Origin of the sequence: Acidovorax facilis, assembly GCF_050626955.1 — a bacterium.
In the GTDB taxonomy this organism is placed as follows: Bacteria; Pseudomonadota; Gammaproteobacteria; order Burkholderiales; family Burkholderiaceae_C; genus Acidovorax; species Acidovorax facilis.
This window is the reverse complement of sequence record NZ_CP192460.1, coordinates 4,508,333-4,530,836: the sequence shown is the minus strand read 5'-3', so window position 1 is coordinate 4,530,836 and position 22,504 is coordinate 4,508,333. Positions and strand designations below refer to the sequence as shown.

Genomic DNA, 22,504 nt, shown 5'->3' with positions numbered 1-22,504 from the left:
GCGGGCCAAAGCCGGGGCGCGGGCTGGGGATTGCGTGACGACGCTTCATGACTAAAATTTGAATAAAAATGGCTGCTAGCGCTTATATGATGAGTGCTGGCAGCTATAAATATGTGAGCAATTGCGCTGGGCGTGATTCATTCCGTCAGCGCTGTCAACGCCTCGTCCCATCATCTTGTGCAGCTTCACCCTGTCTGCAGGCCAACACCGCTTTTGTATGCGCACCGAAATCGCCCGCCCGTCAGACGCCGTTGCCATTGCTGCCGTGTTGCGCGAGGCCGCGCAGTGGTTGGTCGATCAAAAAATTCCGCTCTGGCTCGTGTCTGATTTCACAGATGACAGCGTGCAGCGCGATGTGGATGGCGGGTTGTATGTGGTCGCCAAAGCGAGCGAAGCGGTAGTGGGTGGGTGTGGTGCGCTTCCAGCGCGAAGACCCAGTCTTCTGGCCGGACGCTGAACCGGGCACCTCCGCGTTCTTGCACAAGCTGGCCGTGCGGCGTGCTTGGGCGGGGCAGGGGGTATCTACGGCACTGCTGGCATTTGGGTGCCAGCACGCAGGCAGCCTGGGCCTGCGCTATCTGCGGCTGGACTGCGTGGCCGACCGGCAACCGCTGCGAAGGCTGTATGAGGGCTTTGGTTTTACCCTGAACGACTGTGTGCGCAAAGGCAGCAGAGAGTTTGCGCGGTACCAGATCGTGCTGTAGCCGCGCTGTGACCATCTTCAGGAAGGAACGATTCATGCGCCGTGTTTGTGTGTTCCGCCGGTTCGTCATGGCGTTGTTGGTGGCCGTCGCCATGGCCCCATTCCTGACCACTGCCCAGGTGGCTGGCAACCCCGCCCCGCGCACCAATGCCTTCAACGACCCCTTTGTGCAGGTCACCAGCGCCATCCCGGCTTGCCCCGTGCCCGAAGGCCCGCTCTACACCGAGGCCGAGGTCCGCGAGCTGGCCCATGTGCGCTCGCAGCACGGCGGTAGTTGCCACCGTGTGGGGCGCTGCCGGTTGCCCAACTCCTACCTGTACGACGCCGAGATCATTCCGCGCGTGCAGCGCTACATCCAGCAGGATGGCCGTTTTGACGACACCAGTGTGTGGGTTCTGGGCGAGCGGCGGCTGGTCACGCTCAAGGGCTGTGTGCAGTCGCAGGCGCAGTCCGAAGCGCTGGAGAAAGCCGTGTGGCTGGTGGACGACGTGATGGGTGTCATCAACCTGCTGCAGGTGGGCGTTGAGCGCGATGGCGTGCGCTACCCGGTGCGGTCAGTGCCGTAGCCGGTGCACCGGCCTGCCACGGCCCTTTTATCCCAGCCGCACCCGGCGCGCAATCGGTCCCGACACGAGGCTTGCATCGCCGGTGCCACACATGGCGCGTGGGGGCTTGGGCTGGCCTGTTTCCTGCTGCATATTGCCGTTTCTCCTATTTCATCAAGGAAATTTCGCCATGCAATTCAAGCGTTCCCTGCTTGCGGCCGCTACCCTGGCCCTGGCAACCGTTGCTCCCACCGCGTCGGCAAAACCGTTCAAGTGGGCAGGCTCCAGCGACATCCAGACCATGGACATCCATTCGCAAAACAGCGCCCTGGGCAATGGCATCCATGCGGCTGTGTATGAGTCGCTGGTGATGTTCAACAGCCGCACGCTCAAGGTCGAGCCGCTGCTGGCCACCTCGTGGCAGCAGGTCAGCCCCACGCAGCTGCGCGTGAAGCTGCGACAGGGGGTGAAGTTCAGCGACGGCTCGGCCATGACGGCCGATGACGTGGTTTATTCGCTGCAGCGCGCGATGAGCAAGACCTCCACGTACTCCATCTACACCCAGGGCATGGACCGCATCGCCAAGGTAGACGGCGAGACCATTGACATCTTCCTGAAGAACCCCAACCCGGTGATCCTGAACCAGCTCACCGAGCTGCGCGTGATGAGCAAGGCCTGGGCCGAGAAGAACAACTCGGTCGAGCCCAAGGACATCAAGGCCAAGGACGAAACCTATTCGCACCGCAATGCCATGGGCACCGGGCCCTTCGTGCTCAAGGAATGGGTGCCCGACCAGAAGATCGTGTTCACGGCCAACCCCCACTGGTGGAATGCAGGCAAGGCCGAAGGCAACGTCACGGAGATCACCTACACCCCCATCAAGTCCGAAGCCACGCGCATCGCCGCACTGCTGTCGGGCGAAGTGGACATGGTGCGCGACACCAGCATCCAGGACCTGGCCCGCATCAAGGCCAACCCCGCCCTCAAGGTCATGGAGATGGTGGAGAACCGCACCGTGTACCTCGCCATGGACCAGTTCCGCGAAGAGCTGGTGGGCAGCAACATCAAGGGCAAGAACCCGCTCAAGGACCTGCGCGTGCGCAAGGCGCTCTACCAGGCTATCGACAGCGCCACGCTGCAGCGCGTGACCATGCGCGGCATGTCCAAACCCACCGGAGCCATCGTGTCGCCGCTGGTCAATGGCTGGACGGAAGCCGTGGACAAGCGCCTGCCCTTTGACGCCAATGCCGCGAAGGCCTCGCTGGCCGAGGCAGGCTACAAAGACGGCTTCGAGGTGGACTTTGCCTGCAGCAACAACGCCATCGTGCAGGACGAAGAGCTGTGCCAGGCGATCACCTCCATGTGGTCGCGCATCGGCGTTAAGGCCAAGCTGCGCACGCTGCCAGCGGTCACCTATTACCCCATGGCACAGCGGCACGAGGCCAGCATTGCGCTGCTCAGCTGGGGCGTGCCCACCTTCGATGCGCTGTACACCCTGCAATCACTCGTCCGCACCAAGACCACGGGCGGCGACGGCAACTACAACCTGGGCCGCTACACCAATGAACGCATGGACTACATCGTCGACCGTGTGAAGACCGAAACCGACCTGCCCGTGCGAAACCGCTTGCTCACCGAAGGCCTGCAGCTGCAGAACGACACCGTGGCACACATCCCCCTGCACAACCAGATGCTGGCCTGGGCGATGAAGAAAAACGTGGAGCTGGTGCAGCGGCCGGACAACCGGATTGACTGGCGGCTGATCAAGGTGAATTGACGGGCAGGGACACGAAAGGCCCTCCAGCCACGGACGGCCTTCGTGGCACCTTCAAGCCGGCAGATTCAGCCGCAGCACGCTGTTCTCGCTGCCCACGTAGAGGCTGTTGGCGTCCGGGCCGGGGCTGATGAACTTCACCAGGTTCAGGCTCGCGGGCAACGCACCCAGGCGCACGCCGCCGGGCGTGGGATCGGCCTGCCCTGCCACCAGCTCCAGGCCCTTGGCCACTGTCCAGCGGTACACGCCGCAAGGGCTGGACAGGAATACCTGGCCGGGGCGACTGGGCAGGACGCACAGCTGCTGGTAGGGGGGAGAGTTGGGGCGGGTCACTTTGACAGGCGGCAGCGCAAAGGACTGGCGCGTCGCCCCTTCCAGTCGGACCAGCTCGGGCACGTAACGCACCAGTTTTCCTTCCGAGGTCGCGACGGTACGGTTGCACAGCACCCAGGAAACGGGCGAACTGCCGCCTTCGAATGCGATGTCTGTCACGTCCATGTGCCACGGGCGCTGGTCCAGGGGCGGGTAGTTGGCAGAGGAGTGGACCTGCTCAGGGTCGCCCACCACGACCTGCAGCTGCCCGGTGGCGCTGATCGTGCCGATCACGGAAACGCCTGAAGCCGGAGGAATCTCCGGCACGACCGAGAGCGGAACCACTCGCGTGGCGAACCAGAGCTGGCCGGTCGTGTCGGTCCGCAACACCTGCAGGCCGGCCAACGGGGAGTGCTGCACGGGTGGATAGTGGTCGAAGACGCTGCTACGGACCCACGGTTCCCAGGCGTTGCTGGACCCGCTTTTGGGCGAACGCAGCACAGTGTCGGCGACGGGGTCGTAGGTCAGCAGGTACCCGTACGCTTCGGCCAGATGCCGGTAGGCGGCCGGGCGTTCCAGTGGCAGCGAAAGCACCCGCCCTGTGCTGCTCACCGTGCGCACAGGTGCGCTCGGGACATGCTGTTGTGCGCTCACCGTATGCAATACACCGGCCGCGTCGGTATACGCATCCACACCTTCGATGAAATTGAAGCGGGCCGAGCCCGAGGTGCCGTCGGTTTGCCCGGGTTGCTCTTGCAAACCCACCCAGTGCGTCGGCACAGATGCGGGGAGCTTCACCGGGTCCAGCAGAAAGAGCGCATCCCCAGAAAAAGTGCCGGTACTCAAACCGCCGGCAACACTGACGGCCAGTCTCCCGTCGACAGCGTTGGCTGCGGCAGCCCTTACGCGCCCTGGAAGCTCCCAGCCTTGTTCACGGGTTCCGTCCAGGCCATATTGAGCCACGTTCGCAGTGGCCGGGTCCGTGCCCCAGTAGCGACCGCCGCCGTCCTTCACGGGCGCAAGTGGAACAACATTGCCGGGCCAGTTGTGGGGCAGGACGCTCCACGAGACTTCACCCGAGGCGGATTGCACGAGCTCCGCCCACTCCACAATGTTGCTCGGGTGCTCGCGCCGGAACCGACGGACCGCGCCGGCGGGGGAAAGGATCAGCACAGAGTTGGTCGGCGTTGGGATGAGGGTGGTGACTGTTCCGTCGGGCGCCATCGTGCGAAGCATGGTCTGCGCGTTGGAATCGAAGGCAGGTTCGTCCAAAAAATACACCAGCCCATCGCTGCCCTGCACGGGGCTCATGAACTGCACGATCCGGGCTGCAGATCCTCTGCCGTCCTGCATCGTGGTGACGTTGTACTGGCCGGCCAACGGGACAACGTTTTCACCATCCAGGTACGCCACGACCACGCCAGGGTCGTTCTGGTTCTGCCCTGCCAAGTAGCGATCCTGGGCGTCAAAAAGCCCGCTGCTGGCTCGGATTGTCGGCGGAGCGTACGACACCGTCCCTTGAGGTGACACTTTGCCAACCATGCGATCCTCGGACTCATAACTCCCATAGCCGAGGAACCACAGTTCTCCTCGGCTGCTGAACGCGTGTCCCGTCATCGTAGGCGGCAGGCGTGCATCGGGTCCGGTGCCAGCCAGGAAGCCGGTCCCGCCCAACGCGCCCGCCGTCAGGCTAAGAGATGCCGGACTTGGCGCCGGCGCAGGCGCAGGCGCTGGCGCTGGCGCGGTGGCTTCACCGCTCCCACCCCCGCCGCACGCCGTCAGACCCGAAGCGGTCATCCAAAGGGCAAAGTGTCGTCGGGTGAGGGGGCTGGCGGGGGAAGAGTCGGAAGCGCTCATGAACAGTTTCCTCGGTCTGCGTTGCGAAGGGTGGTTTGTCTGCGGGACAGATGCATCGAGAAATGCCCCGCTCATGCGGGGTGCTAACCAGGCAATCCGAGCCGCAGCACGCTGTTTTCGCTGCCCACGTACAGGCTGTTGGCATCCGGGCCTGGGCTGATGAACTTCACCAGGTTCAGGCTGGCGGGCAAGGAGCCCAGGCGCACGCCGCCGGGCGTCGGGTCGGCCTGCCCGGCCACCAGCTCCAGGTCCTTGGCGACGGTCCAGCGGTACACGCCGCAGGGGCCGGACAGGAACACCTGGCCCGGCCGACTGGGCAGTACGCACAGCTGCTGGTAGGGCATCAACTCGCGCCGCTGGGTGTCCAACCCGGGCAGCGCAAACGCTTGGCGCGTGGCGCCTTCCAGCCGCACCAGTTCGGGCGCATAACGCTCGAACTCGCCCTGGGAGGTCAGCACCGTGCGGTTGCATAGCACCCATGACACCGGGGACGCCGTGCCCTCGAAGGCGATATCGGTGATGTCCAGGTACCAGGGACGCTGGGCCAGCGGCGGATAGTTGGCCGCGGAGTAGACCTGCTGCGGGTCACCCAACAGCACCTGCACCTGACCGGTGGCGCTGATGGTCCCGATCAGGGACGTGCCTTCGCCGGTCGGGTTGCTGCCGCCGCCACCGCCCGCGGGCAGTGTGCGGGTGGCAAACCACAGCAAGCCCGTGGTGTCCGGTCGAAGCACCTGCAGCCCCCCGTACCCCGCAAAAACGCTGCTTTGCACCCACGGTTCCCACACCGTGCCGCTACCGTTCTTGGGCGTGCGTAGCACCGTATTGGTGGAGCGGTCGTAAGTCAAAAGATAGCCGTAGGCGATGGCCAGCAGGCCGGTGCGCCGGTAGGGCAATGCGGTGGAGGCCACTTGGCCGGACGGCGCCACGGTGCGCACGGGCGGTGCAGCGCCGCCGTAGGTCGTGCCCGCGCCCACTGCCACGAACAGCGGCCCAGACCCTTCAGAGACGGCGTGGGCGCCTCCGGTGAAGTCAAAGCGGGCAGCGTCACCCACGCCATCCGCATGGCCCAACTGATCCGGCAGCCCGACCCACGCCGACAGCGGCGCCGTGGGCGCCGGGGAAGGGTCTAGCAGGTACAGCTCTGCGGGAAAGAGCGGCGCGCCTGGCAGATCACGGCGAATGCTCAGTGCGATTTGGCCGGTGGCGGGATTGGCCGCTGCCGCTTCCGGTGCGCCCGGGAGCTGCCGGGCGTTCTGCCGCGTACCGTCCAGCGCGTAATGCGCCACGGTTTTTGCGGCAGCGTCGTAACCCCAGTACCTGTCGGCACTGCCTTTGACAGGCGCCAAGGGTACGGCGCTGCCGCTGGGCCAGTTGCTGGGCAGGACGTTCCATGCATAGCCGCCTGGCGCCGTGTTGGCCAGTTCGGCCCATTCCACGTGGCCTGCGACGTCGATGAACTTGCGCACTGCCCCGGTAGGAGACAAGACCAGCCGGCTGCCAACGGGCGCCGGAAGGAGGGACGTCACCGTACCGTCCGGCGCCAGCGTGCGCAGCATCTCGTGCGGACCCAAAAAGGTCCTGTCGAGGAAGTACACCATCCCGTCCCCGGCCAGAACGGGGGAGTCGAACTGGCAGATCCGGGCCGATCGCCCTTTTCCATCCTGCATGACATCAGGCTGGGTGGGATCTGTCGCTAGGCCCGCCAAGATCTCCAGCGAGTCGCCTTGCACCGTACAGATGACTCGAACAGGGCCCAAGCCTGCAACGGGGATCGCGACCAAATAGCGATCTTGCACGTCCACCACACCACCCGTCACGAAGGCCGGCAGCTCTGTCTCGGGAGTGCGGTAGGTGAGCGCCCCGTCCGGGGAAACCTTGCCGATCCGCTGCACATCAAGGTGCTCGCCGGTGAACCACAGGTGGCCTTGGCTGGTGAAGGCCGGACCGATCAACTTCCAGGGCAGGCGGGCCTGCGTGCCAGTGCCTGCAAGGAACCCGCTTCCCCCCAGTCCGCCCGCCAGCAGGCTGACTGAAGAGGGGCCGGGCGCCGAGGGCGCAGGCGCCGGTGCGGGGGCTTCCCCACTTCCACCCCCGCCGCAGGCGGTCAGGCCGGAAGCCGTCATCCAAAGCGCAAAGTGGCGCCTGGTGAGGGCGGAGGCAACGGTCTCGCTGGGTTGTTTCATGAACAGTTTCCGAAGTTTGAACAAGGGGCGCCTTCATCCAGAGGCGGATGCGCGCGCATGCCGTCTCAACCGGGAAGACCCAATCGCAGTACGCTGTTTTCGCTGCCTACGTACAGGCTGTTGGCATCGGGGCCGGGGCTGATGAACTTCACCACGTTCAGGCTGGTGGGCAGGGCGCCCAGGCGCACGCCAGCTGGCGTGGGTTGGTTCTGCCCAGCAAGCAACTCCAGGCCCTTGGCTACCGTCCATCGGTACACGCCGCATGCGCTGCACAGGAAGACCTCCCCCGGGCGGCCGGATACAACGCACAGCTGGTTGTAGTGCATGGAGGCGTAGTCGGTCTCGTTCGCGGAGGGCAGGGCGAAGGACTGGCGCGTGGCACCTTCGAGGCGCACCAGCTCTGGTGCATAGCCCAAGAGTTTCCTGTCGGTGCTCAAGATGGCCCGGTTGCACAGCACCCAGGAGATTGGGGAGCTTCCTCCTTCGAACGCCATATCTGTCACATCCATGTACCAGGGGCGCTGATCCAGTGGGGGATAGTTGGCGGCAGTATGGACGAGCTGTGGATCGCCTACCACCACCTGCACTTGCCCCGTGGGGGATATTGTGCCGATCAGGGAAGTTCCTGAACCGGGAGGTAGCCAATCCAGGGTGATGGGCAGCGTCCGTGTCGCAAACCATAGCAGGCCTGTGGTGTCGGCGCGCAGAGCGCACATGCCTGAGAACCCCGGGTTTGCGCCAAAGTATTCGCTCCTTACCCAAGGCTCCCAGGCAGTGCTCCCCGCCTTGGGTGCGCGCAGCAGGGTTTGGTTTTCCTTGTCGTAGGCCAAGAGGTAGCCGTACGCGCTGGACAGCAGCTGGTATCCCCATGGGTATGTGACAGGCATTGAAGTCACCTGGCCTGCCGGTGTGACGGTACGCAGCGGCGTAGGGACCGACTGCGGCGGCGTACCGGGCAGTGGGATCTGAGCCCCCACTGCCACATACAGCGGGCCCGATGCTTCCGAGGTGGCGCGAGCACCGCGTTCAAAATCAAACCGTGCTGCATCGCCCTGGCCGTCCGTGTGCCCGCGCTGATCGGCCAGGCCGACCCAGGGCTGCGGCACAGCGGTCGGTGTTTTCACCCTGTCCAGCACCAAGAGTACGCCGGGGCTCTCGAGGGAGGATTGGTCCAGAGGGCCCCGCCACGCATGCGCCACCAAGTGTCCGGTGAGGGGGTTGGACACCGCCGCATCCACCCGCCCTGGCAGCTGCCAGACGTCCGTACGCGTGCCATCCAGCGCGTAGTGGGCCATCGTGTTGAACGCAGCGTCAAAGCCCCAGTACATGTCGTTGCTGCCTTTGACGGGCGCGAAGGGTTCGGCGTGGGCCACACTTCGCCAGTTGTTCGGCAGGACTTCCCAGAAGTATTGCCCTGACGAGGCCCTCGCCAGTTCCGCCCATTGCACGCGGTTGTTCTGAAAATCATCGGTAAACCTGCGCACTGCCCCAGTGGGGGAGGCGATCAAGCGGCTGTTATTGGGCACCGGCAGCAAGGAAACCACGGTTCCATCGGGGGCCAAAGTTCGCAGCGTGTAGTTGGCGGCGCCAGCATCGCGGTCCAGAAAGTACACCAGCCCATCGCCCGCCAGCAGCGGGTTCCCGAACCAGAGGATCTGCGCCGCGGGGCCTTTGCCATCCTGCATGGTGGTGGCGTTGGGTTGGCCTGCCAGCGTCACCAGCGTTTCATTGTCGAAGAACGAAACCACAGTGCCGGAATCGTCCAACGCAGCATGGGCGATCACGTACCGGTCTCGCGCATCAACGACCCCGAGAGTGACGGGCATCTGTTGGTTGAACGCAAAGTACGACAGCGTACCTTCTGCGGTGATCCTTCCTGCTTTTTGTTCACGGCCGTACCTGCCAACGAACCAAAGATCGCCCTTGCTGTTGAAGGCATGCCCGGCCATCACTGGGGGCAAACGTGCATCGGTCAACACGCCTGGCAAAAATCCTGAGCCGCCCAATGCGCCCGCCATCAAACTGAGCGAGGCTGGCCCCGGCGCGGGACCGGGCGGTGGGGCTGGCGCGGGGGCGACCTCTCCCCCGCCACCGCCGCAGGCCGACAAACCAGAGGCCGTCATCCACAGGGCAAAGTGGCGGCGAGTGAGGGCAGAGGAAACCTTCTCGGTCGAAATGCGCATGGACAGTCTTGTGAAAGTTGAGAAATGACTGCTTATAAAACACCGATGTAGCAAATGTGGAGGTTGTTACCAGGAGTTGCAGTGACGCGCGTGCCAGCTGTGAGCGCCGAGCACTGCGGGCACGCAGAGTGCGCGGGCGTTAGCGCGCGGGCTGCAGCATGATGATCGCCATGCCCGCCAGCGCCACCAGCACCCCCACCACATCCCAGGGTGTGGGCCGGATGCCATCGACCACCCACAGCCAGGCCAGCGCCGCGCCGACATAGACCCCGCCATAGGCCGCATACACGCGCCCCGCGCCTGTGGTGTCATGCAGAGTGAGCAGCCACGCGAACAGGGCGAGGCTCAGCGCTGCAGGGAGCAGCAGCCACATCGGCTTGCCCTGTTTGAGCCACAGCCAGGGCAGGTAGCAACCCACGATTTCAGCCAGGGCGGTGGCGATGAAGAGCAGCAAGGTCTTCATCATTGTTCGGGGCCGCGAAGGGCGGTGGAGGGTGGTGCCTCTGGGCTGGTTGCCAGCCACTGGCGCAGCGCCAGTTCGCCCCTGGCGGTGAAGTGCACGACGCGCGAGCCCTGTGCCCGGTGCGCCCATCCGCCGTCGAACAGGCGCTGCAGCAACGCAGCGCCCAGCGCGCCGCCCAGATGGTGGCGGCGCTCGCTCCAGTCCAGGCAAGGGCGGCACAGCATGCGCCGCTGCTGCGCCAGTGCCGTGGTGTCAATGTCCACCTGGGCAAACCACTGCGCGCCTGCGGGCGTCACCGCTGCACCCTGGGGCGTGGCGTCCAGCAGCCCCTGGCGCACCAGGGCTTCGTAGAACTGCACGCCCACTTCGCCGGCCAGGTGGTCGTAGCACATGCGCGCGCGGCGCAACGCGGGCTCCCGGGGGCTTGCGCGCAGGCGCACGGCACCGGCGCGGAAGGCCACGTTCATGAGCGATTCCAGCAGGTGCGCCACATCGCGATCAGCCAGCCGGAAGTAGCGGTGGCGGCCCTGGTGCTCGACGGTCAGCAGGCCCGCATCGAGCAGCTTGGCCAGGTGGGCACTGATGGTCTGCTTGGTCACGCCTGCCACCGCCGCCAGTTCGGTGGCCGTGAGTGCGCGGTCGGCCATCAGGGCCGTGAGGACTTCGGCGCGCGCGCTGTCGCCAATGAGCGCGGCAATGCGCGCGATGTGGGGGCCATCTTTCATGGTTCGATCTTGGGCGAACCATCGAAGGACGTCAACCGCCTATCGTGAAGCCCTGTCCACCAACGACGTCTGAACACCATGATCACCTGCTTTATCCGCTACGACATCGACCCCTTCCAGCGCGAGCTGTTCGCCGAATACGCGCGCCGCTGGGGCCAGATCATCCCGCGCTGCGGGGGCCACCTGATCGGCTATTTTTTGCCGCACGAGGGCAGCAACTACGAGGCCTGGGGGCTCATCGGCTTTGAGTCGCTGGCTGCCTACGAGGCCTACCGCGCCCGCCTGCGCTCCGACCCCGAAGGCCGTGCCAACTTCGCCATGGCGCAGGAAAAGCGCTTCATCCTGCGCGAGGAGCGCACGTTCACGCAGGGCGTGGAAGGCACGCTGGAGCTGCCCGCACACCCACTGGAGATCAGCGCATGATGGCCGTCATTTTCGAGGTACAGCCCGCTCCGGGCCAGCAGGACGCTTATCTGGGCGCTGCCGCTGCGTTGCGGCCTTTGCTGGAGCAGATCGACGGGTTTATCTCTATCGAACGGTTCGAGAGCCTCAGTGCTCCCTGCAAACTGCTGTCGCTTTCGTTCTGGCGTGACGAGGAGGCAGTGGCGCAATGGCGCCAGATGGAAGCCCACCGCGCCACGCAGAAAGCCGGCCGCGAGCGGATCTTCGACAACTACCGCCTGCGCGTCGCCGCCGTGGTGCGCGACTACGGCATGCACGACCGCAATCAGGCTCCCGCAGATTCACGATCAGTGCACACCTGACGGGAGCCTGCGCTCCCGGCTACGACGGCCGTGCTGCCGGGCAAGCCTCGCCATGGCCGCGTTTCGAACTGTGGTGGTCTGCACCAGCGCAGGAGAAAGGGGGTTGCCACCCAGATTTGCTGCCGGGTCAGCACCCACCGGCGGCGGATGCGGAGACGGGAGAGATCCGCAGGAGGGGCAAGCCTTCAGCAAGGGGACACAGCGCCACTCATGCTGCCCTGGCACAGGTGCAGGCTGACCCGCGCCCGGTTCAACAGCAGATCGCACAGCCACGCGTACACCAGCGCGATGTATGCCAGCTGCGCCCAGCCCACGTAGCTGCCGAACACGACGGTGTGCAGCCAGTTCTGGCCCCAAAGGTAGATGGCGCTGCTTGCCAGCGTGGCCAGAAGGAGGGTTGCGGTGGCCGGCACCAGCGATACCCCACGGGCGCCGTGGGGTCGCCGCCATGCGGCCAGGCCCAGCAGGGCGAATGCCAGGGCATTGGCACCGCTGAAGATGCGCAATTCGCGCAACAGCTTTTCGGCCGTGTCCATGTAGGCGCTGCGGATCAGCGCATCGAGCTGGGCCTGCATCTGCTGTGCGGTGCCAATCTGCAGTTCCAGCCGTTGTTGCCGCCGTTTGCGGCACTCGCACGCCGGAATCCCCATCTCGGCCGCAATGGCCGCGACCCGGGCGGGCAGGCCCGCAGACAGCGCCTTGCGCGCGGCGTCGATCTCCTGCTCCTTGCCGCGCAAGAAGACCCGCGCCTGGGCGCTCAGAAAGCGTTCGTCCAGGGCCCGGAGCTTTTCGCCCGTCTTGTGCTCGATCTGCTGGCGGATCAGCTCGCGCGCACCGTGTTCAATCCAGGTAGGTTGCAGCAGCGATACCATGAGCAACCCGCCGAAGGCGGCGCTGCCCAGCAGGGACAGCAGGAGTACGAAAGAGCGAAACAAGGTGGAGATCTCCGATGTTCAGTGCAGCTTAGCTCTGCGCAGACCGCACGTCGGCACATCCACTTTCGAGTACCAGCCGGCCCAGTGCGGGCTCCGTGAGCCGGTAGCTCAGCCGTTCGGCCACGCGCTCGGCACCCAGGCTTTCGTAGAACAGGATCCCCCGGGCGTTTGAAGCCTTCACAGGCCAGTCGATGCGGCGGCAGCCGTGTTCCATGGCATATCGGGCGAGCCCGTGCATGAGCGCCCGGCCCGCGCCCTGGCTTCTTGCGGCCGAACTTACATACAACTCTTTGAGCTGGCAGTGTCTGCGCTGGTCCTCTGCAAATTCGACCAACGAATACACCAGCGAGAACGCCGCCAGGCCCACCACAACGCCATCGCTGCGCGAAGCCACCAGCAAACGCTGGGCGGAGCCGGGCGCCAAGAGGTTCTGGCGAAGATGCTCCATCACCACCTGCCGAGGGGGTGTGGCGCCTTGGTTGTAGAAGGCGTGCAGTTCGCACAGCAGGTCGACCAGTGATGCATGCTGGTGTTCGGCGACCAGCTCAATACGAAAGCGGTGTTTTGTGGGATGGAGGGCCTGCATATGGTTTTCTCACCAGGAAGCGTCTGCAAGAGGACGAGCCGCGCATTCTGGCCCCTCCTGCGTGTCCAACGGCCACCGCATCCAGTCGATCCACGCCCTGCGGCGTGTTTCGCGCAGGGGTAGTTGGTCAGGACTTCCGTGGGTCATGCCGACCGTAGGCGCGCGTTGTGTGTACCGCGTGCCTAGGCTTTCACCGCAATCACTTCCATACAGACGCGGTACCGCTGGCTGATGCCATAGCGCACGGGCTTGAAGCCACATTCGGCCAGCAATGCATACAGACGGTCGCGGTCGAAGTTGTGATAGTGCTCAATTTCACCCCAGTACGGGTTCGCATTGCCGGCATCCAGTGCCTTCCAGACCATGGAGCCGGAGTTGGGCATGGAGATCAGCAGCACGCCACCCGGTTGCAACAGTCGGTGGGCGGCATGCAGGCCCACCTTGGGATACGGCATGTGCTCCAGCACATCTGCCATGCTGATCACACTGGCGGGGCGAGACAGCTCGAACCCTTTGACATCCTGGCAATGGGCTGCCACGCCCCATCGGCGCAACTCTTCCACCGATTGCGGACGCAGATACAGGCCCACAGGCTCGAAGCCGTACTCGTGCGCCGTGAACAGAAGCGATGCATTGCCAAACCCCACGTCCAGCCACGTGCCGCCGGTCTGGTAGGGCAGCACTTTCTCAATCATCTGCGCAGACACATAACGCTGCCGCTCCAGGTCATAGCCCACCACCTGGGATTCGTTGGTGCCACGGAAAACGATATTCAGCGCTGCTTCGGTGTAGTAGCCGCTGCGAAAAACATGCTGGCACGCCGCGCATTGGCTCCAATGCATGGTGCGAGAGAGTTCTTGGCTGTAGCGAGGGTGGTGGGAACAGTCCGCACTGCGCAGCGGACGAAAGGCTTTGCTCTCGCACAACGGGCATGCCTGGTAGTCGATCAACTCATTGGCCAGGACTGCGGGGGTGTTTGCTGGAGGCCTGTAAGTCACCGGCGCAGCTGGGAAGGAGTACTTGATCATTGCCTCATTCTAGGAGCCTGTGATCTGCGCATGAGGAGCGCCCTGGCGTCACGCCGAATTGCAAACGCCGCAAGCGCAAAGAGCACGGCCCACGAGACGAAAGCTCCGGTCAGTACGTGCAGTAGGTAGGCCGAGGCCCCGCCCTCGGGCACGAGCCAGTACACCACCGCAGTGGGAGTGATGTGGACAAGGAGTGCAGCCGTTTGGATGCCGGGCCACAGGTAGGTGGTCGAAGCCCATCCAGGCGGAAGGACCGCCAGTGCCAACGCGCCGACAGCCGCCGAGAAACCGATACCGACCAGCACGACCGGCACAGAGGCGCGCAAGCCCTTCATGCGGCCAACCAACGCTGCACGGTTCCAGCGTGCCGCTTCCAGCAACCGATGGGAGCGGGGCGGAGCGCTGGGACAGATCGAGCGGCGTGAAAGCGAGCCGTGCACCACAAATGCTATAGAAACAATAGCTTTTCGCGCTTGTCAGACAAGCGCCAGGTGCCAAAAAAACTCCAATCCGAGCCGCGCCAGTCAGCGAGCCCGTTCACGAGGCGGCCCACTCACAGCGCAAAAATTTTCCCCGGGTTCAGGATGTTCTTCGGGTCCAGCGCGCGTTTGATGGCGCGCATCATGTCCACCGCGCCCGTGCCGGTCTCGTCCAGCAAAAAGCCCATCTTGTGGATGCCCACGCCATGCTCACCGGTGCAGGTGCCGCCCATGCTGAGGGCGCGGGCCACCAGCGTGTGGTTCATGGCTTCGGCCTTGGTGCGTTCTTCGGCGCTGTTGGGGTCGATGAGGTAGCCGAAGTGGAAGTTGCCGTCGCCCACGTGGCCGACGAGGAAGTAGGGGATGCCGCTGGCTTCGACCTCGTCCACCGATTCGAGCAGGCAGTCGGCCAGGCGGCTGATGGGCACGCAGGTGTCGGTGCTGATGGCGCGGCAGCCGGGGCGGCTTTGCACGGCCGCGAAGTAGGCGTTGTGCCGGGCGGTCCACAGGCGGGTGCGTTCTTCGGGCGTGCTGGCCCATTCGAAGGCCTGGCCGCCGAATTCGCTGGCGATGTCTTGCACCATCTCGGCCTGTTCCTTCACGCTGGCGGGTGAGCCGTGGAACTCCATGAGCAGCATGGGTTCTTCGCGCAGGGTCAGTTTGCTGTGTGCGTTCACCATGCGCACGGTGTGGTGGTCGATGAGTTCCACGCGCGCAATCGGCACGCCGATCTGGATGGTCTGGATGGTGGTACGCACGGCGGCCTCGATGCTCGGGAACGAGCAGATGGCCGCGCTCACAGCCTCGGGCAGCGGGTACAGGCGCACGGTGATCTCGGTCATGACGCCCAGCGTGCCTTCGCTGCCCACCATCAGGCGCGTGAGGTCGTAGCCCGCGCTGCTCTTTTTGGCGCGCGTGCCGGTGTGGATGACTTCGCCGCTGGCGGTCACCACCTCCAGCGCAAGCACGTTCTCGCGCATGGTGCCGTAGCGCACGGCGTTGGTGCCGCTGGCGCGGGTGGCGGCCATGCCGCCAATGCTGGCGTCGGCGCCGGGGTCGATGGGGAAAAACAGGCCTGTGTCCTTGATCGCATCGTTCAGTGCTTTGCGCGTGATGCCGGGCTGCACGGTCACCGTGAGGTCTTCGGCATTGATGCTCAGCACCTGGTTCATGCGGCTCACGTCGATGCTGATGCCGCCCTGCACGGCCAGCAGGTGGCCTTCGAGCGACGAGCCGGCGCCGTAAGGGATCACAGGCACTTCGTACTGGCTGGCCAGCTTCACCGCATCGGCCACATCCTGCGTGCTTTCGGCAAACACCACGGCGCTGGGCGGTGGGGCCTGCAGCGAGCCTTCGTCACGCCCGTGCTGCTCGCGCACGGCCTGGGCCAGCGAGCACTGCGCGGCAAAGCGGGCCTGCAGCGCATCGATGAGGGCCTGGGGCACGTCGCGCAGCTTGATTTCGGGCAGCAGGTGGGCGGCAGCGGTGGGGGCGTTCATGGTGTGTGTCTCCGGTGGGTGCGGTCAATGAGAAGCATTCTAGGTTCGGCCCCGTGCAAGGGCTCTGGGTGATCCAACTTGGGCCTGTGCGGGGATGCGGGTATTCACGGACTTGTGGGTCCAAGGCTGCATAAATACATTACGTTCGAAATGTATATTGTGAAAGCGCCATGAACCACCGTGTTTCCCCCAAGGCCGGGGTGCGCCGCACCCATGCCGAGCGCAGCGCCGCCACCCGCCAGCACCTGATCGCCACGGCCATCGATGTGATCCAGCATCGCAGCCTGGAGGAGATGTCCATCCACGAGCTGGCCAAGTCGGCGGGCATGACATCGGGCGCAGTGCAGCACCACTTCGAGTCGAAGGCGGTGCTGATGATGAATGTGCTGAGCGAGCTGATCGAGTCCACCGTGCGCTCGGGCGAACTCTGGCCCAGCGCGGCACTGCCCGCGCGCGAACGGGCCGCGAAGTTTGTGCAGGCGGTGTGGAGTCTGGTCTATGCGCACCCGCGCTTCATCGTGGCCTGGAACATCTACCTGGGCTGCCGCAACCAGCCCGAGGTGCTGGGCCACATTGCCGAGCTGCGCCAGAGCGTGCAGGCGCGCATGCACCAAGGCTTCTTCACAGCCTTCCCCGAGCTGGCGGCAGAGCCCGACCGCGATGGCCTGCTGGGCCTGGTGCTGTCGTCGCTGCGCGGGCTGGGGATGCTGCAGCTGTTTGCGCCTGCACAGCCATCAGCGCCCGATGCCGTCCATCAGGCGCAGCTGGCCTGCCTGGCCGACTGGATCGCCACCCGGTGCGAGGCCGCAGCAGCCTCTGCGGGCACGCCCACGAAGGTGCGCACGCGCCGCCGCTGACCCCCATCAGATATCAGATGCCCACGCCGTGCGTGGGGCGCATCTGGCCTGCACGCCAAGTGCACGCACCCACACCCAACACCACCAGGAGACACACCATGACCTCTGCTTCTTTGCGCGCCCCGCGCACCCTCGCGCTCAGCGTGCTTGCCGGATTGGCCAGCATGGCAGGTGGCGCCCTGGCGCAGCAGCCGGGCGGCTACCCAGCCAAGCCCATCCAGCTCATCGCCCAGCAACCGCCCGGCAGCGGCTCGGACGCGATGACGCGCGTGTGGGCCGACTGCGCCGCGCGCGAGTTGGGCCAGGCCGTGGTGGTGCAGAACAAGCCCGGGGCTAATGGCATCCTGGCCATCAACTACCTCAAGTCCCAGCCTGCCGACGGCTACAGCCTGCTGAGCATCGGCATGTCGCAGATGACGATCACGCCCTATGTCTACAAGCAGCCGCCGTATGACCCGCAACACGACTTTGATGGTGTGGCCGTGCTGGGCACGTCGCCCCTGGTGTTGGCCGTGCCGCCCGGCATGGGTATCGCCAGCCTGGCTGACCTGCAGAAGCTGGCGCGGTCCACGCCCGGCGGGATCAACTTTGGCTCACCAGGCAAAGGCAGCCCTGCGCACCTGCTCACCTCGGCGCTGGTGGACAAGCTGGGTGTGCCCGGCACCCATGTGCCTTTTGTGGGCGAGGGTGCGGGCCTGACTGCGCTCATGGGCCAGCAGATCCATGCGATGACGTTGGTGATTGGCACGGCGGCGGCGCAGGTCAAGGCGGGTAAGCTGGTGCCGCTGGCGCTGTTCGGTGCCCAGCGCTCGGCGCTGCTGCCCGATGTGCCTACCATCGCCGAGGCCCTGCCCGCCGCCAGCGACTTGGCGCGGCCTGCGTGGATTGCGGTGGTGGCCAAGGCAGGCACCTCGCCCGAGCTGCTGAACCGGCTCAATGCCGTCACCGAAAAATGCCGTGGTGGTGATGCGCAGTACAAGTCCCGCCTGGAAGCCATGAACGTCACACTGACCACTTCCACACCCGGCGATGCCCGCACCTGGGCGGCCCGCGATGCGGCCGTGTGGCGCCCGCTGATCGACAAGCTGGGCCTGGCCACGGAATGAGTGCGAGCACAGCGGCGCCGCTGGTCACGCTGCCCCATGGCGGGCAGCTGCGCGGCCTGTGGGAGCAGGGTGTTCGTGTGTTCCGGGGTGTGCCATATGCGCAGGCGCCGAGCGGCACTTTGCGCTTTGCGGCGCCGGTGCCAGCGCTACCGTGGCCTGGCGTGCGCGATGCCACCGAGTTTGCGCCGATGGCACCGCAGCTGCCCCGCACGGCGCGTGCGGATGCGCCCATGCTGGGGGGCGAGGACTGCCTGGCCGTGAACGTATGGGCCCCGCCTGCCGAGCCCGGCGCCCGCCTGCCCGTGATGGTGTGGGTGCATGGCGGCGGGTTCTTTCGCGGCGCGGCCAGCGAGCCGCTGTACGACGGCGCTTCATTTGCCCGGCAGGGCGTGGTGTTTGTGTCGCTGCAGTACCGCTTGGGCATCGACGGTTTCCTGCATTTCGAGGACGAGGCTGGTTCGCGGGGCGGCGCAGCGCCCGCCAATCGCGGCCTGCTGGACCTGTTGGCCGCGCTGCAATGGGTGCGCGAGCACATCTCCGCCTGGGGCGGCGACCCGGCGCAGGTCACGGGGTTCGGCCAGTCGGCCGGTGCGGGCGCACTGGCCTGTGTGCTGGGCATGCCCGCATCGCGCGGGCTCTTGCAGCGCGCCATCTTGCAGAGCCCGAGCGTGGCGTGCCAGACGCTGCAAGAGGCCGCCGCTGCACGCCGCGCTGTGGCTGCACTGGTGGGGGTGGCGCCCTCTCTGGCTGCGCTGGGTGCGGCAGCCCGGCCTGCCGTGCTGCACGCGGTGCACCGCCTCGCGGCAGACCCGGCCCTGCGGCAGCAGCACGGCCTGGGCATCCGCAACTTCTTTCCCCTGCGGCCCGTGGTGGACGGGCAGGTGCTTGTTGCGTCGCCGCTGCAGGCGCTGGCGCAGCAGTGGGCGGCGCACCCGCCAGACTTGCAGGTGCTGGTGGGCAGCAATGCCGAGGAAATGCGCCTGTACCACGTGCCGGGCGGCGCGATGGACCGCGTGACCGAGGCGCAGGTGCTGGCTTTTGCGCAGGAGGTGGGTTTGGGCGCGCACGCGGTGCAGGTCCTGCGCACCACATTACCGCCCACACACCCAACGCCCGGCGAACTGCTGTGTGCCCTGCAGTCCGACTTCTACTACCGCGTGCCTGCCCAGCGCATTGCCGCACTGGCCAGCCGCTGGGCCCACAGTGCCCATGCCTACGAATTTGGCTGGCCTTCGCCGCAATGGCGGGGGCGCCTGGGGGCAGCTCATGGGGTGGAGCTGCCATTTGTGTTCGGCAACCTCCACACCACCACGGGGCAGGAACTGACAGGGCCCAGGCCACCCACCGCGCTGGCTGCGACCATGCACCAGGGCTGGGTGGCGTTTGCACAAAGGGGCGACCCCGGATGGGCGCCGTACGCGGGCGTGCAACCGCTGGTTCAGCGGTTCGATGTGGCGTCGCCTGCGTATGCGCCCCACCCGGAGCCTGTGCGGCTCTCGCTGTGGGACGGTCTTCTCTGACAAAGTAGCCGCCGAGGTAGCTGCAGAGGTAGATGCCGGAGCGGTGGCTCGCTACACTGGTCCGGCGTCTTGTTGACGACTTCAAACAGAGGGGGTTGCCATGGCTTCAGCCAATGTGGGGGATTGCCTGTCGGGTGCCTGGGGCATCTTCAAGAACAACGCCATCACCCATGTGGTGTGCACCTTGCTGGTGATGGTGGTGGCCAGCATCAGCGCGGGCCTGCTGGCCGGGCCCATGGTGGTGGGCTATATGCGCATGATCGAGCGCGAGACGCGCGGTGAGGCGGTGCAGATCGGCGACATCTTCCGGGGCTTTGACGATTTTGTGCCCGCGTTTGTGGCCGGGCTCATCAGCTCGCTGGTGGTGTCGCTGGGCTTCATGCTGTGTTTCATCCCCGGCCTGCTGGTCATGGCGCTGCCCCCGGTGGCGCTGTTCCTCGTGGCGCGCGGCGAGCGCGATGGTGTGGCTGCCTTCAACCAGGCCTGGAGCATCGTGACGAAGAACCTGGGCTCGGCGTTCTTTTGCTCGCTGGTGCTGGGCATCGTGGGTTCGCTGGGCTTTTTGCTCTGCGGGGTGGGCGCGTTGCTGACGCTGCCGCTGTCCACCATCGGCTCCTACTACATGGCGCGCCAGCTGGTGGGCGATGAACCGGTGGCGCTCCCTCCCCTCTGACCCGGGCCTGTAGTGGTGCCGGTGAGCAGATCGCCCGCCTGGCTGACGCTGGACGGGAACGCTCGGCGGCTGCGGCTGGCGTTCGGCCTGGGCTGGCCACTGGCCATGGCCGCTACGCCCTGGTGGCTGGGGCAGGGCGGGCTGGGCCTGGGCTGCGGGTTTCGCGCGCTGACGGGCATGCCCTGCCCGCTGTGTGGCGGCACGCATTCGTGTGCGGCCCTGGTCCAGGGCGATTGGGCGGCCGCCTGGGCCGCCAACCCGGGCGCGGTGCTGTTGCTGGTGTGGCTGGTGCTGCTGGCGGGCCAGGCGGTGGTGGAGGGCACGCTGGGCCACCACCGCACGGTGCGCTGGCCGTGGTGGCATCCGGCAGTGCTGGTGGCGGTGGGCGGCGGATTGCTGCTGCCCTGGCTGCTGCGCCTCGCGGGGCTCGCGTAGCCGGGTGCCCAGCCTTCTTTCTCGTTCTTCTTTCTCTATTCCTTTCCAACTTTTCGGGCACGCGCGTGCATCGCTTGTGATGTGCGCGCACCACTTGCATGCAAAGCAGCGTGTCCGTGGTGCCAGGGAACCGCCCGGTGCACAGCCTCCGTGCGCCAGACTGGTGCATTCGGCTTGTATACCAGTTGGCACGGAACCTGCGTAACCGCAGGCAATGACCACCGCCACCGAGATCAGCAACCGCATCATCGAAGCCGTGATGGCGCAAAAACTCGCGCCCGGCTCCCGCCTGGGCGAGCAGCAACTGGCCATGCTGTTCGACTGCAGCCGCACCATCGTGCGCGAGGCGCTCACGCGGCTGGCCACGCGGGGCATCGTCACCGTCAGCGCCCGGCGCGGCTGGTATGTGATCGAGCCATCGCAAGACGAAGCGCGCGAGGCCTTCGAGGCGCGCCGCGTGATCGAACTGGGCTTGCTGCACCAGCTCAAGGTGGTGGACAAGGCCGCGTTGCGCCAGCTCAAAAGCCATCTGCAGCGCGAAAAGGCCGCGCTGGCGGGCACCGACGTGGGCATGCGCAGCTTTCTATTGGGCGACTTCCACGTATGCCTGGCTGAATGCCTGGGCAACAGCCTGCTGGCCGACACGCTGCGCGACTTCACGGCGCGCACCACGCTCATCGCCATGCTCTACCAGTCGTCGCACGATGCGGCGCAGAGCTGCGCCGACCATGTGCGCATCGTCGAGGCGCTGGAGGCAGGCGACATTGCCCGCGCCGAAGCGCTGATGTCCGAGCACATCGGCACGGTGCAGTCGGCCCTGCGCCTGCAGGCCAGCAGCGACCCGCTGGCCGGGCTGCGCGATGCGCTGGCACCGGTGCGCAAGAGCCCTGCACAAGCCACCCCACCAGCCCGCGCGCGCAAGCCCCGCGCTGCCCCCAAGAGTTCCACCCCCCCAGCGTCTGACCCAGACGCCCCTGCCGACGCATCCACCTACCTAGGAGCCCTGCTATGACCACCGTCCGCACCGTCACCTCGTCCACCCGCCGCCTGACCCTGGGCGTGTTCGCCGCCGCAGGCCTGTCTGCGGCCCTGATGGCGCCCGCCGCCCACGCGCAGAACGCGCTGGACAACATCCTCAAGGCCAAGGAAATCAAGATCGCCATTCCCACCGACTACCCGCCCTACGGATTTGTCGGCACCGACCTCAAGCCCCAGGGCCTGGATGTCGAGATGGCCAATTACATCGCCACCAAGCTGGGCGTGAAGGTCGAGCTGATCCCCGTGACCAGCGCCAACCGTATCCCCTACCTGCAGACGCAGAAGGCCGACCTCGTCATCTCCACGCTGGGCAAGAACCCCGAGCGCGAGAAGGTGATCGACTTCACTGCGGCCTATGCCCCGTTCTTCCAGGCCGTGTTCGCCAGCAAGAGCCTGAACATCAAGAGTTTTGCCGACCTCACGGGCAAGAGCGTGGCCGTGACGCGTGGCGCCATGGAGGACCAGGAACTGGCCAAGGTCGCGCCCCCCGGCGTGGACGTGAAGCGTTTTGAAGACCACGCGGCCAGCATCTCCGCCTTCGTGTCGGGCCAGACGCAGGCGATTGCCACAAGCGCATCGACGGCCGGGACCATCATGGTCAAGAACCCCAACCTGCAGACCGAATACAAGCTGCTGCTGAAAGACAGCCCCAACTTCATCGGCGTGGCCAAGGGCGAGGACAAGCTGCGCCTGCGTGTGAACGAAATCATTGCCGAGGCGCGCAAATCCGGCGACATCGACAAGATGTCCAGCAAGTGGCTGGGCCGCCCTGCGGGCGATCTGCCCCTGTGATGCTGTGTACAGGATGAATTGCTGAAACCCAAGGGCCTGCGGCG

General features: G+C 65.8%; 22 protein-coding genes. 13 read left to right on the top strand and 9 right to left on the bottom strand.

What is annotated here, in order from left to right; translation table 11 throughout:
* The first annotated feature begins 217 nt into the window (after positions 1–217).
* The 4 genes from ACQ4MJ_RS20780 to ACQ4MJ_RS20765 all read left to right on the top strand — a co-directional run bounded on the left by ACQ4MJ_RS20780 (position 218) and on the right by ACQ4MJ_RS20765 (position 3,025).
* Positions 218–457, top strand: coding sequence for a hypothetical protein (locus ACQ4MJ_RS20780; RefSeq protein WP_431151431.1), 240 nt, complete (start codon positions 218–220; stop codon positions 455–457).
* Complete coding sequence (locus tag ACQ4MJ_RS20775; protein ID WP_431173672.1) at positions 405–704, top strand: GNAT family N-acetyltransferase; 300 nt, start codon at positions 405–407, stop codon at positions 702–704. The genes ACQ4MJ_RS20780 and ACQ4MJ_RS20775 overlap by 53 nt, the downstream gene beginning before the upstream one ends.
* Before the next feature lie 34 nt (positions 705–738).
* Positions 739–1,269 carry a BON domain-containing protein gene (locus ACQ4MJ_RS20770; RefSeq protein WP_431151433.1) on the top strand — a complete coding sequence of 177 codons (531 nt, stop codon included), beginning with the start codon at positions 739–741 and terminating at the stop codon, positions 1,267–1,269.
* Between the two features lie 169 nt (positions 1,270–1,438).
* Positions 1,439–3,025 (top strand): ABC transporter substrate-binding protein, encoded by a 1,587-nt coding sequence (locus tag ACQ4MJ_RS20765; protein WP_228897002.1) that lies wholly within the window; start codon positions 1,439–1,441, stop codon positions 3,023–3,025.
* Positions 3,026–3,076: 51 nt separating this feature from the next.
* On the opposite strand, the gene ACQ4MJ_RS20760 is transcribed toward ACQ4MJ_RS20765, so the two are convergent.
* The 5 genes from ACQ4MJ_RS20760 to ACQ4MJ_RS20740 form a co-directional block, all read right to left on the bottom strand.
* Positions 3,077–4,951, bottom strand: coding sequence for a hypothetical protein (locus tag ACQ4MJ_RS20760; protein ID WP_431173671.1), 1,875 nt, complete (start codon positions 4,949–4,951; stop codon positions 3,077–3,079).
* Positions 4,952–5,274: 323 nt separating this feature from the next.
* Positions 5,275–7,377, bottom strand: a complete 2,103-nt coding sequence (locus tag ACQ4MJ_RS20755) for a hypothetical protein (protein WP_431151435.1) — start codon at positions 7,375–7,377, stop codon at positions 5,275–5,277.
* A gap of 65 nt (positions 7,378–7,442) precedes the next feature.
* The gene (locus ACQ4MJ_RS20750; protein WP_431151436.1) at positions 7,443–9,560 is read right to left on the bottom strand and encodes a hypothetical protein; all 2,118 of its coding nucleotides are present in this window, start codon (positions 9,558–9,560) and stop codon (positions 7,443–7,445) included.
* A 139-nt stretch (positions 9,561–9,699) separates the two neighbouring features.
* Positions 9,700–10,023, bottom strand: coding sequence for a YnfA family protein (locus ACQ4MJ_RS20745; protein ID WP_431151437.1), 324 nt, complete (start codon positions 10,021–10,023; stop codon positions 9,700–9,702).
* Positions 10,023–10,748, bottom strand: a complete 726-nt coding sequence (locus ACQ4MJ_RS20740) for an ArsR/SmtB family transcription factor (protein ID WP_431151438.1) — start codon at positions 10,746–10,748, stop codon at positions 10,023–10,025. Before ACQ4MJ_RS20740 ends, ACQ4MJ_RS20745 begins: the two co-directional genes overlap by 1 nt.
* A 78-nt stretch (positions 10,749–10,826) precedes the next feature.
* Here ACQ4MJ_RS20740 and ACQ4MJ_RS20735 point away from each other — a divergent pair, with 78 nt between their 5' ends.
* Together ACQ4MJ_RS20735 and ACQ4MJ_RS20730 are read left to right on the top strand one after the other, a co-directional pair.
* Complete coding sequence (locus ACQ4MJ_RS20735; protein WP_431151439.1) at positions 10,827–11,171, top strand: NIPSNAP family protein; 345 nt, start codon at positions 10,827–10,829, stop codon at positions 11,169–11,171.
* On the top strand, positions 11,168–11,512 hold the full coding sequence (locus ACQ4MJ_RS20730) for an antibiotic biosynthesis monooxygenase family protein (RefSeq protein ID WP_431151440.1): 345 nt from the start codon (positions 11,168–11,170) through the stop codon (positions 11,510–11,512). The genes ACQ4MJ_RS20735 and ACQ4MJ_RS20730 overlap by 4 nt, the downstream gene beginning before the upstream one ends.
* A 185-nt stretch (positions 11,513–11,697) precedes the next feature.
* On the opposite strand, the gene ACQ4MJ_RS20725 is transcribed toward ACQ4MJ_RS20730, so the two are convergent.
* The 4 genes from ACQ4MJ_RS20725 to ACQ4MJ_RS20710 form a co-directional block, all read right to left on the bottom strand.
* A complete protein-coding gene (locus ACQ4MJ_RS20725) occupies positions 11,698–12,447 on the bottom strand; it encodes a hypothetical protein (RefSeq protein WP_218301365.1) in 750 nt (249 codons plus the stop codon).
* Positions 12,448–12,475: 28 nt separating this feature from the next.
* Positions 12,476–13,033 carry a GNAT family N-acetyltransferase gene (locus tag ACQ4MJ_RS20720; RefSeq protein WP_431151441.1) on the bottom strand — a complete coding sequence of 186 codons (558 nt, stop codon included), beginning with the start codon at positions 13,031–13,033 and terminating at the stop codon, positions 12,476–12,478.
* Positions 13,034–13,215: 182 nt separating this feature from the next.
* A complete protein-coding gene (locus ACQ4MJ_RS20715; protein ID WP_431151442.1) occupies positions 13,216–13,875 on the bottom strand; it encodes a class I SAM-dependent methyltransferase in 660 nt (219 codons plus the stop codon).
* 739 nt (positions 13,876–14,614) lie between these two features.
* Entirely contained in the window at positions 14,615–16,039 is a 1,425-nt protein-coding gene (locus tag ACQ4MJ_RS20710; RefSeq protein ID WP_218301363.1) for an FAD-binding oxidoreductase, read from the bottom strand.
* A 170-nt stretch (positions 16,040–16,209) separates the two neighbouring features.
* On the opposite strand from ACQ4MJ_RS20710, the gene ACQ4MJ_RS20705 reads away from it, so the two are divergent.
* The 7 genes from ACQ4MJ_RS20705 (at position 16,210) to ACQ4MJ_RS20675 (ending at position 22,460) form a co-directional block, all read left to right on the top strand.
* On the top strand, positions 16,210–16,896 hold the full coding sequence (locus ACQ4MJ_RS20705) for a TetR/AcrR family transcriptional regulator (protein WP_218301362.1): 687 nt from the start codon (positions 16,210–16,212) through the stop codon (positions 16,894–16,896).
* A 98-nt stretch (positions 16,897–16,994) separates the two neighbouring features.
* Positions 16,995–18,002 carry a Bug family tripartite tricarboxylate transporter substrate binding protein gene (locus tag ACQ4MJ_RS20700; protein WP_218301361.1) on the top strand — a complete coding sequence of 336 codons (1,008 nt, stop codon included), beginning with the start codon at positions 16,995–16,997 and terminating at the stop codon, positions 18,000–18,002.
* On the top strand, positions 17,999–19,522 hold the full coding sequence (locus tag ACQ4MJ_RS20695; RefSeq protein ID WP_218301360.1) for a carboxylesterase/lipase family protein: 1,524 nt from the start codon (positions 17,999–18,001) through the stop codon (positions 19,520–19,522). The genes ACQ4MJ_RS20700 and ACQ4MJ_RS20695 overlap by 4 nt, the downstream gene beginning before the upstream one ends.
* Positions 19,523–19,622: 100 nt before the next feature.
* Positions 19,623–20,195 carry a hypothetical protein gene (locus ACQ4MJ_RS20690; protein ID WP_228896990.1) on the top strand — a complete coding sequence of 191 codons (573 nt, stop codon included), beginning with the start codon at positions 19,623–19,625 and terminating at the stop codon, positions 20,193–20,195.
* A 21-nt stretch (positions 20,196–20,216) separates the two neighbouring features.
* The gene (locus ACQ4MJ_RS20685; protein ID WP_370628762.1) at positions 20,217–20,630 is read left to right on the top strand and encodes a DUF2752 domain-containing protein; all 414 of its coding nucleotides are present in this window, start codon (positions 20,217–20,219) and stop codon (positions 20,628–20,630) included.
* A gap of 214 nt (positions 20,631–20,844) precedes the next feature.
* Complete coding sequence (locus ACQ4MJ_RS20680) at positions 20,845–21,642, top strand: GntR family transcriptional regulator (protein ID WP_121507979.1); 798 nt, start codon at positions 20,845–20,847, stop codon at positions 21,640–21,642.
* On the top strand, positions 21,639–22,460 hold the full coding sequence (locus ACQ4MJ_RS20675; protein ID WP_055396171.1) for a transporter substrate-binding domain-containing protein: 822 nt from the start codon (positions 21,639–21,641) through the stop codon (positions 22,458–22,460). Before ACQ4MJ_RS20680 ends, ACQ4MJ_RS20675 begins: the two co-directional genes overlap by 4 nt.
* The last annotated feature ends 44 nt before the right edge of the window (positions 22,461–22,504 follow it).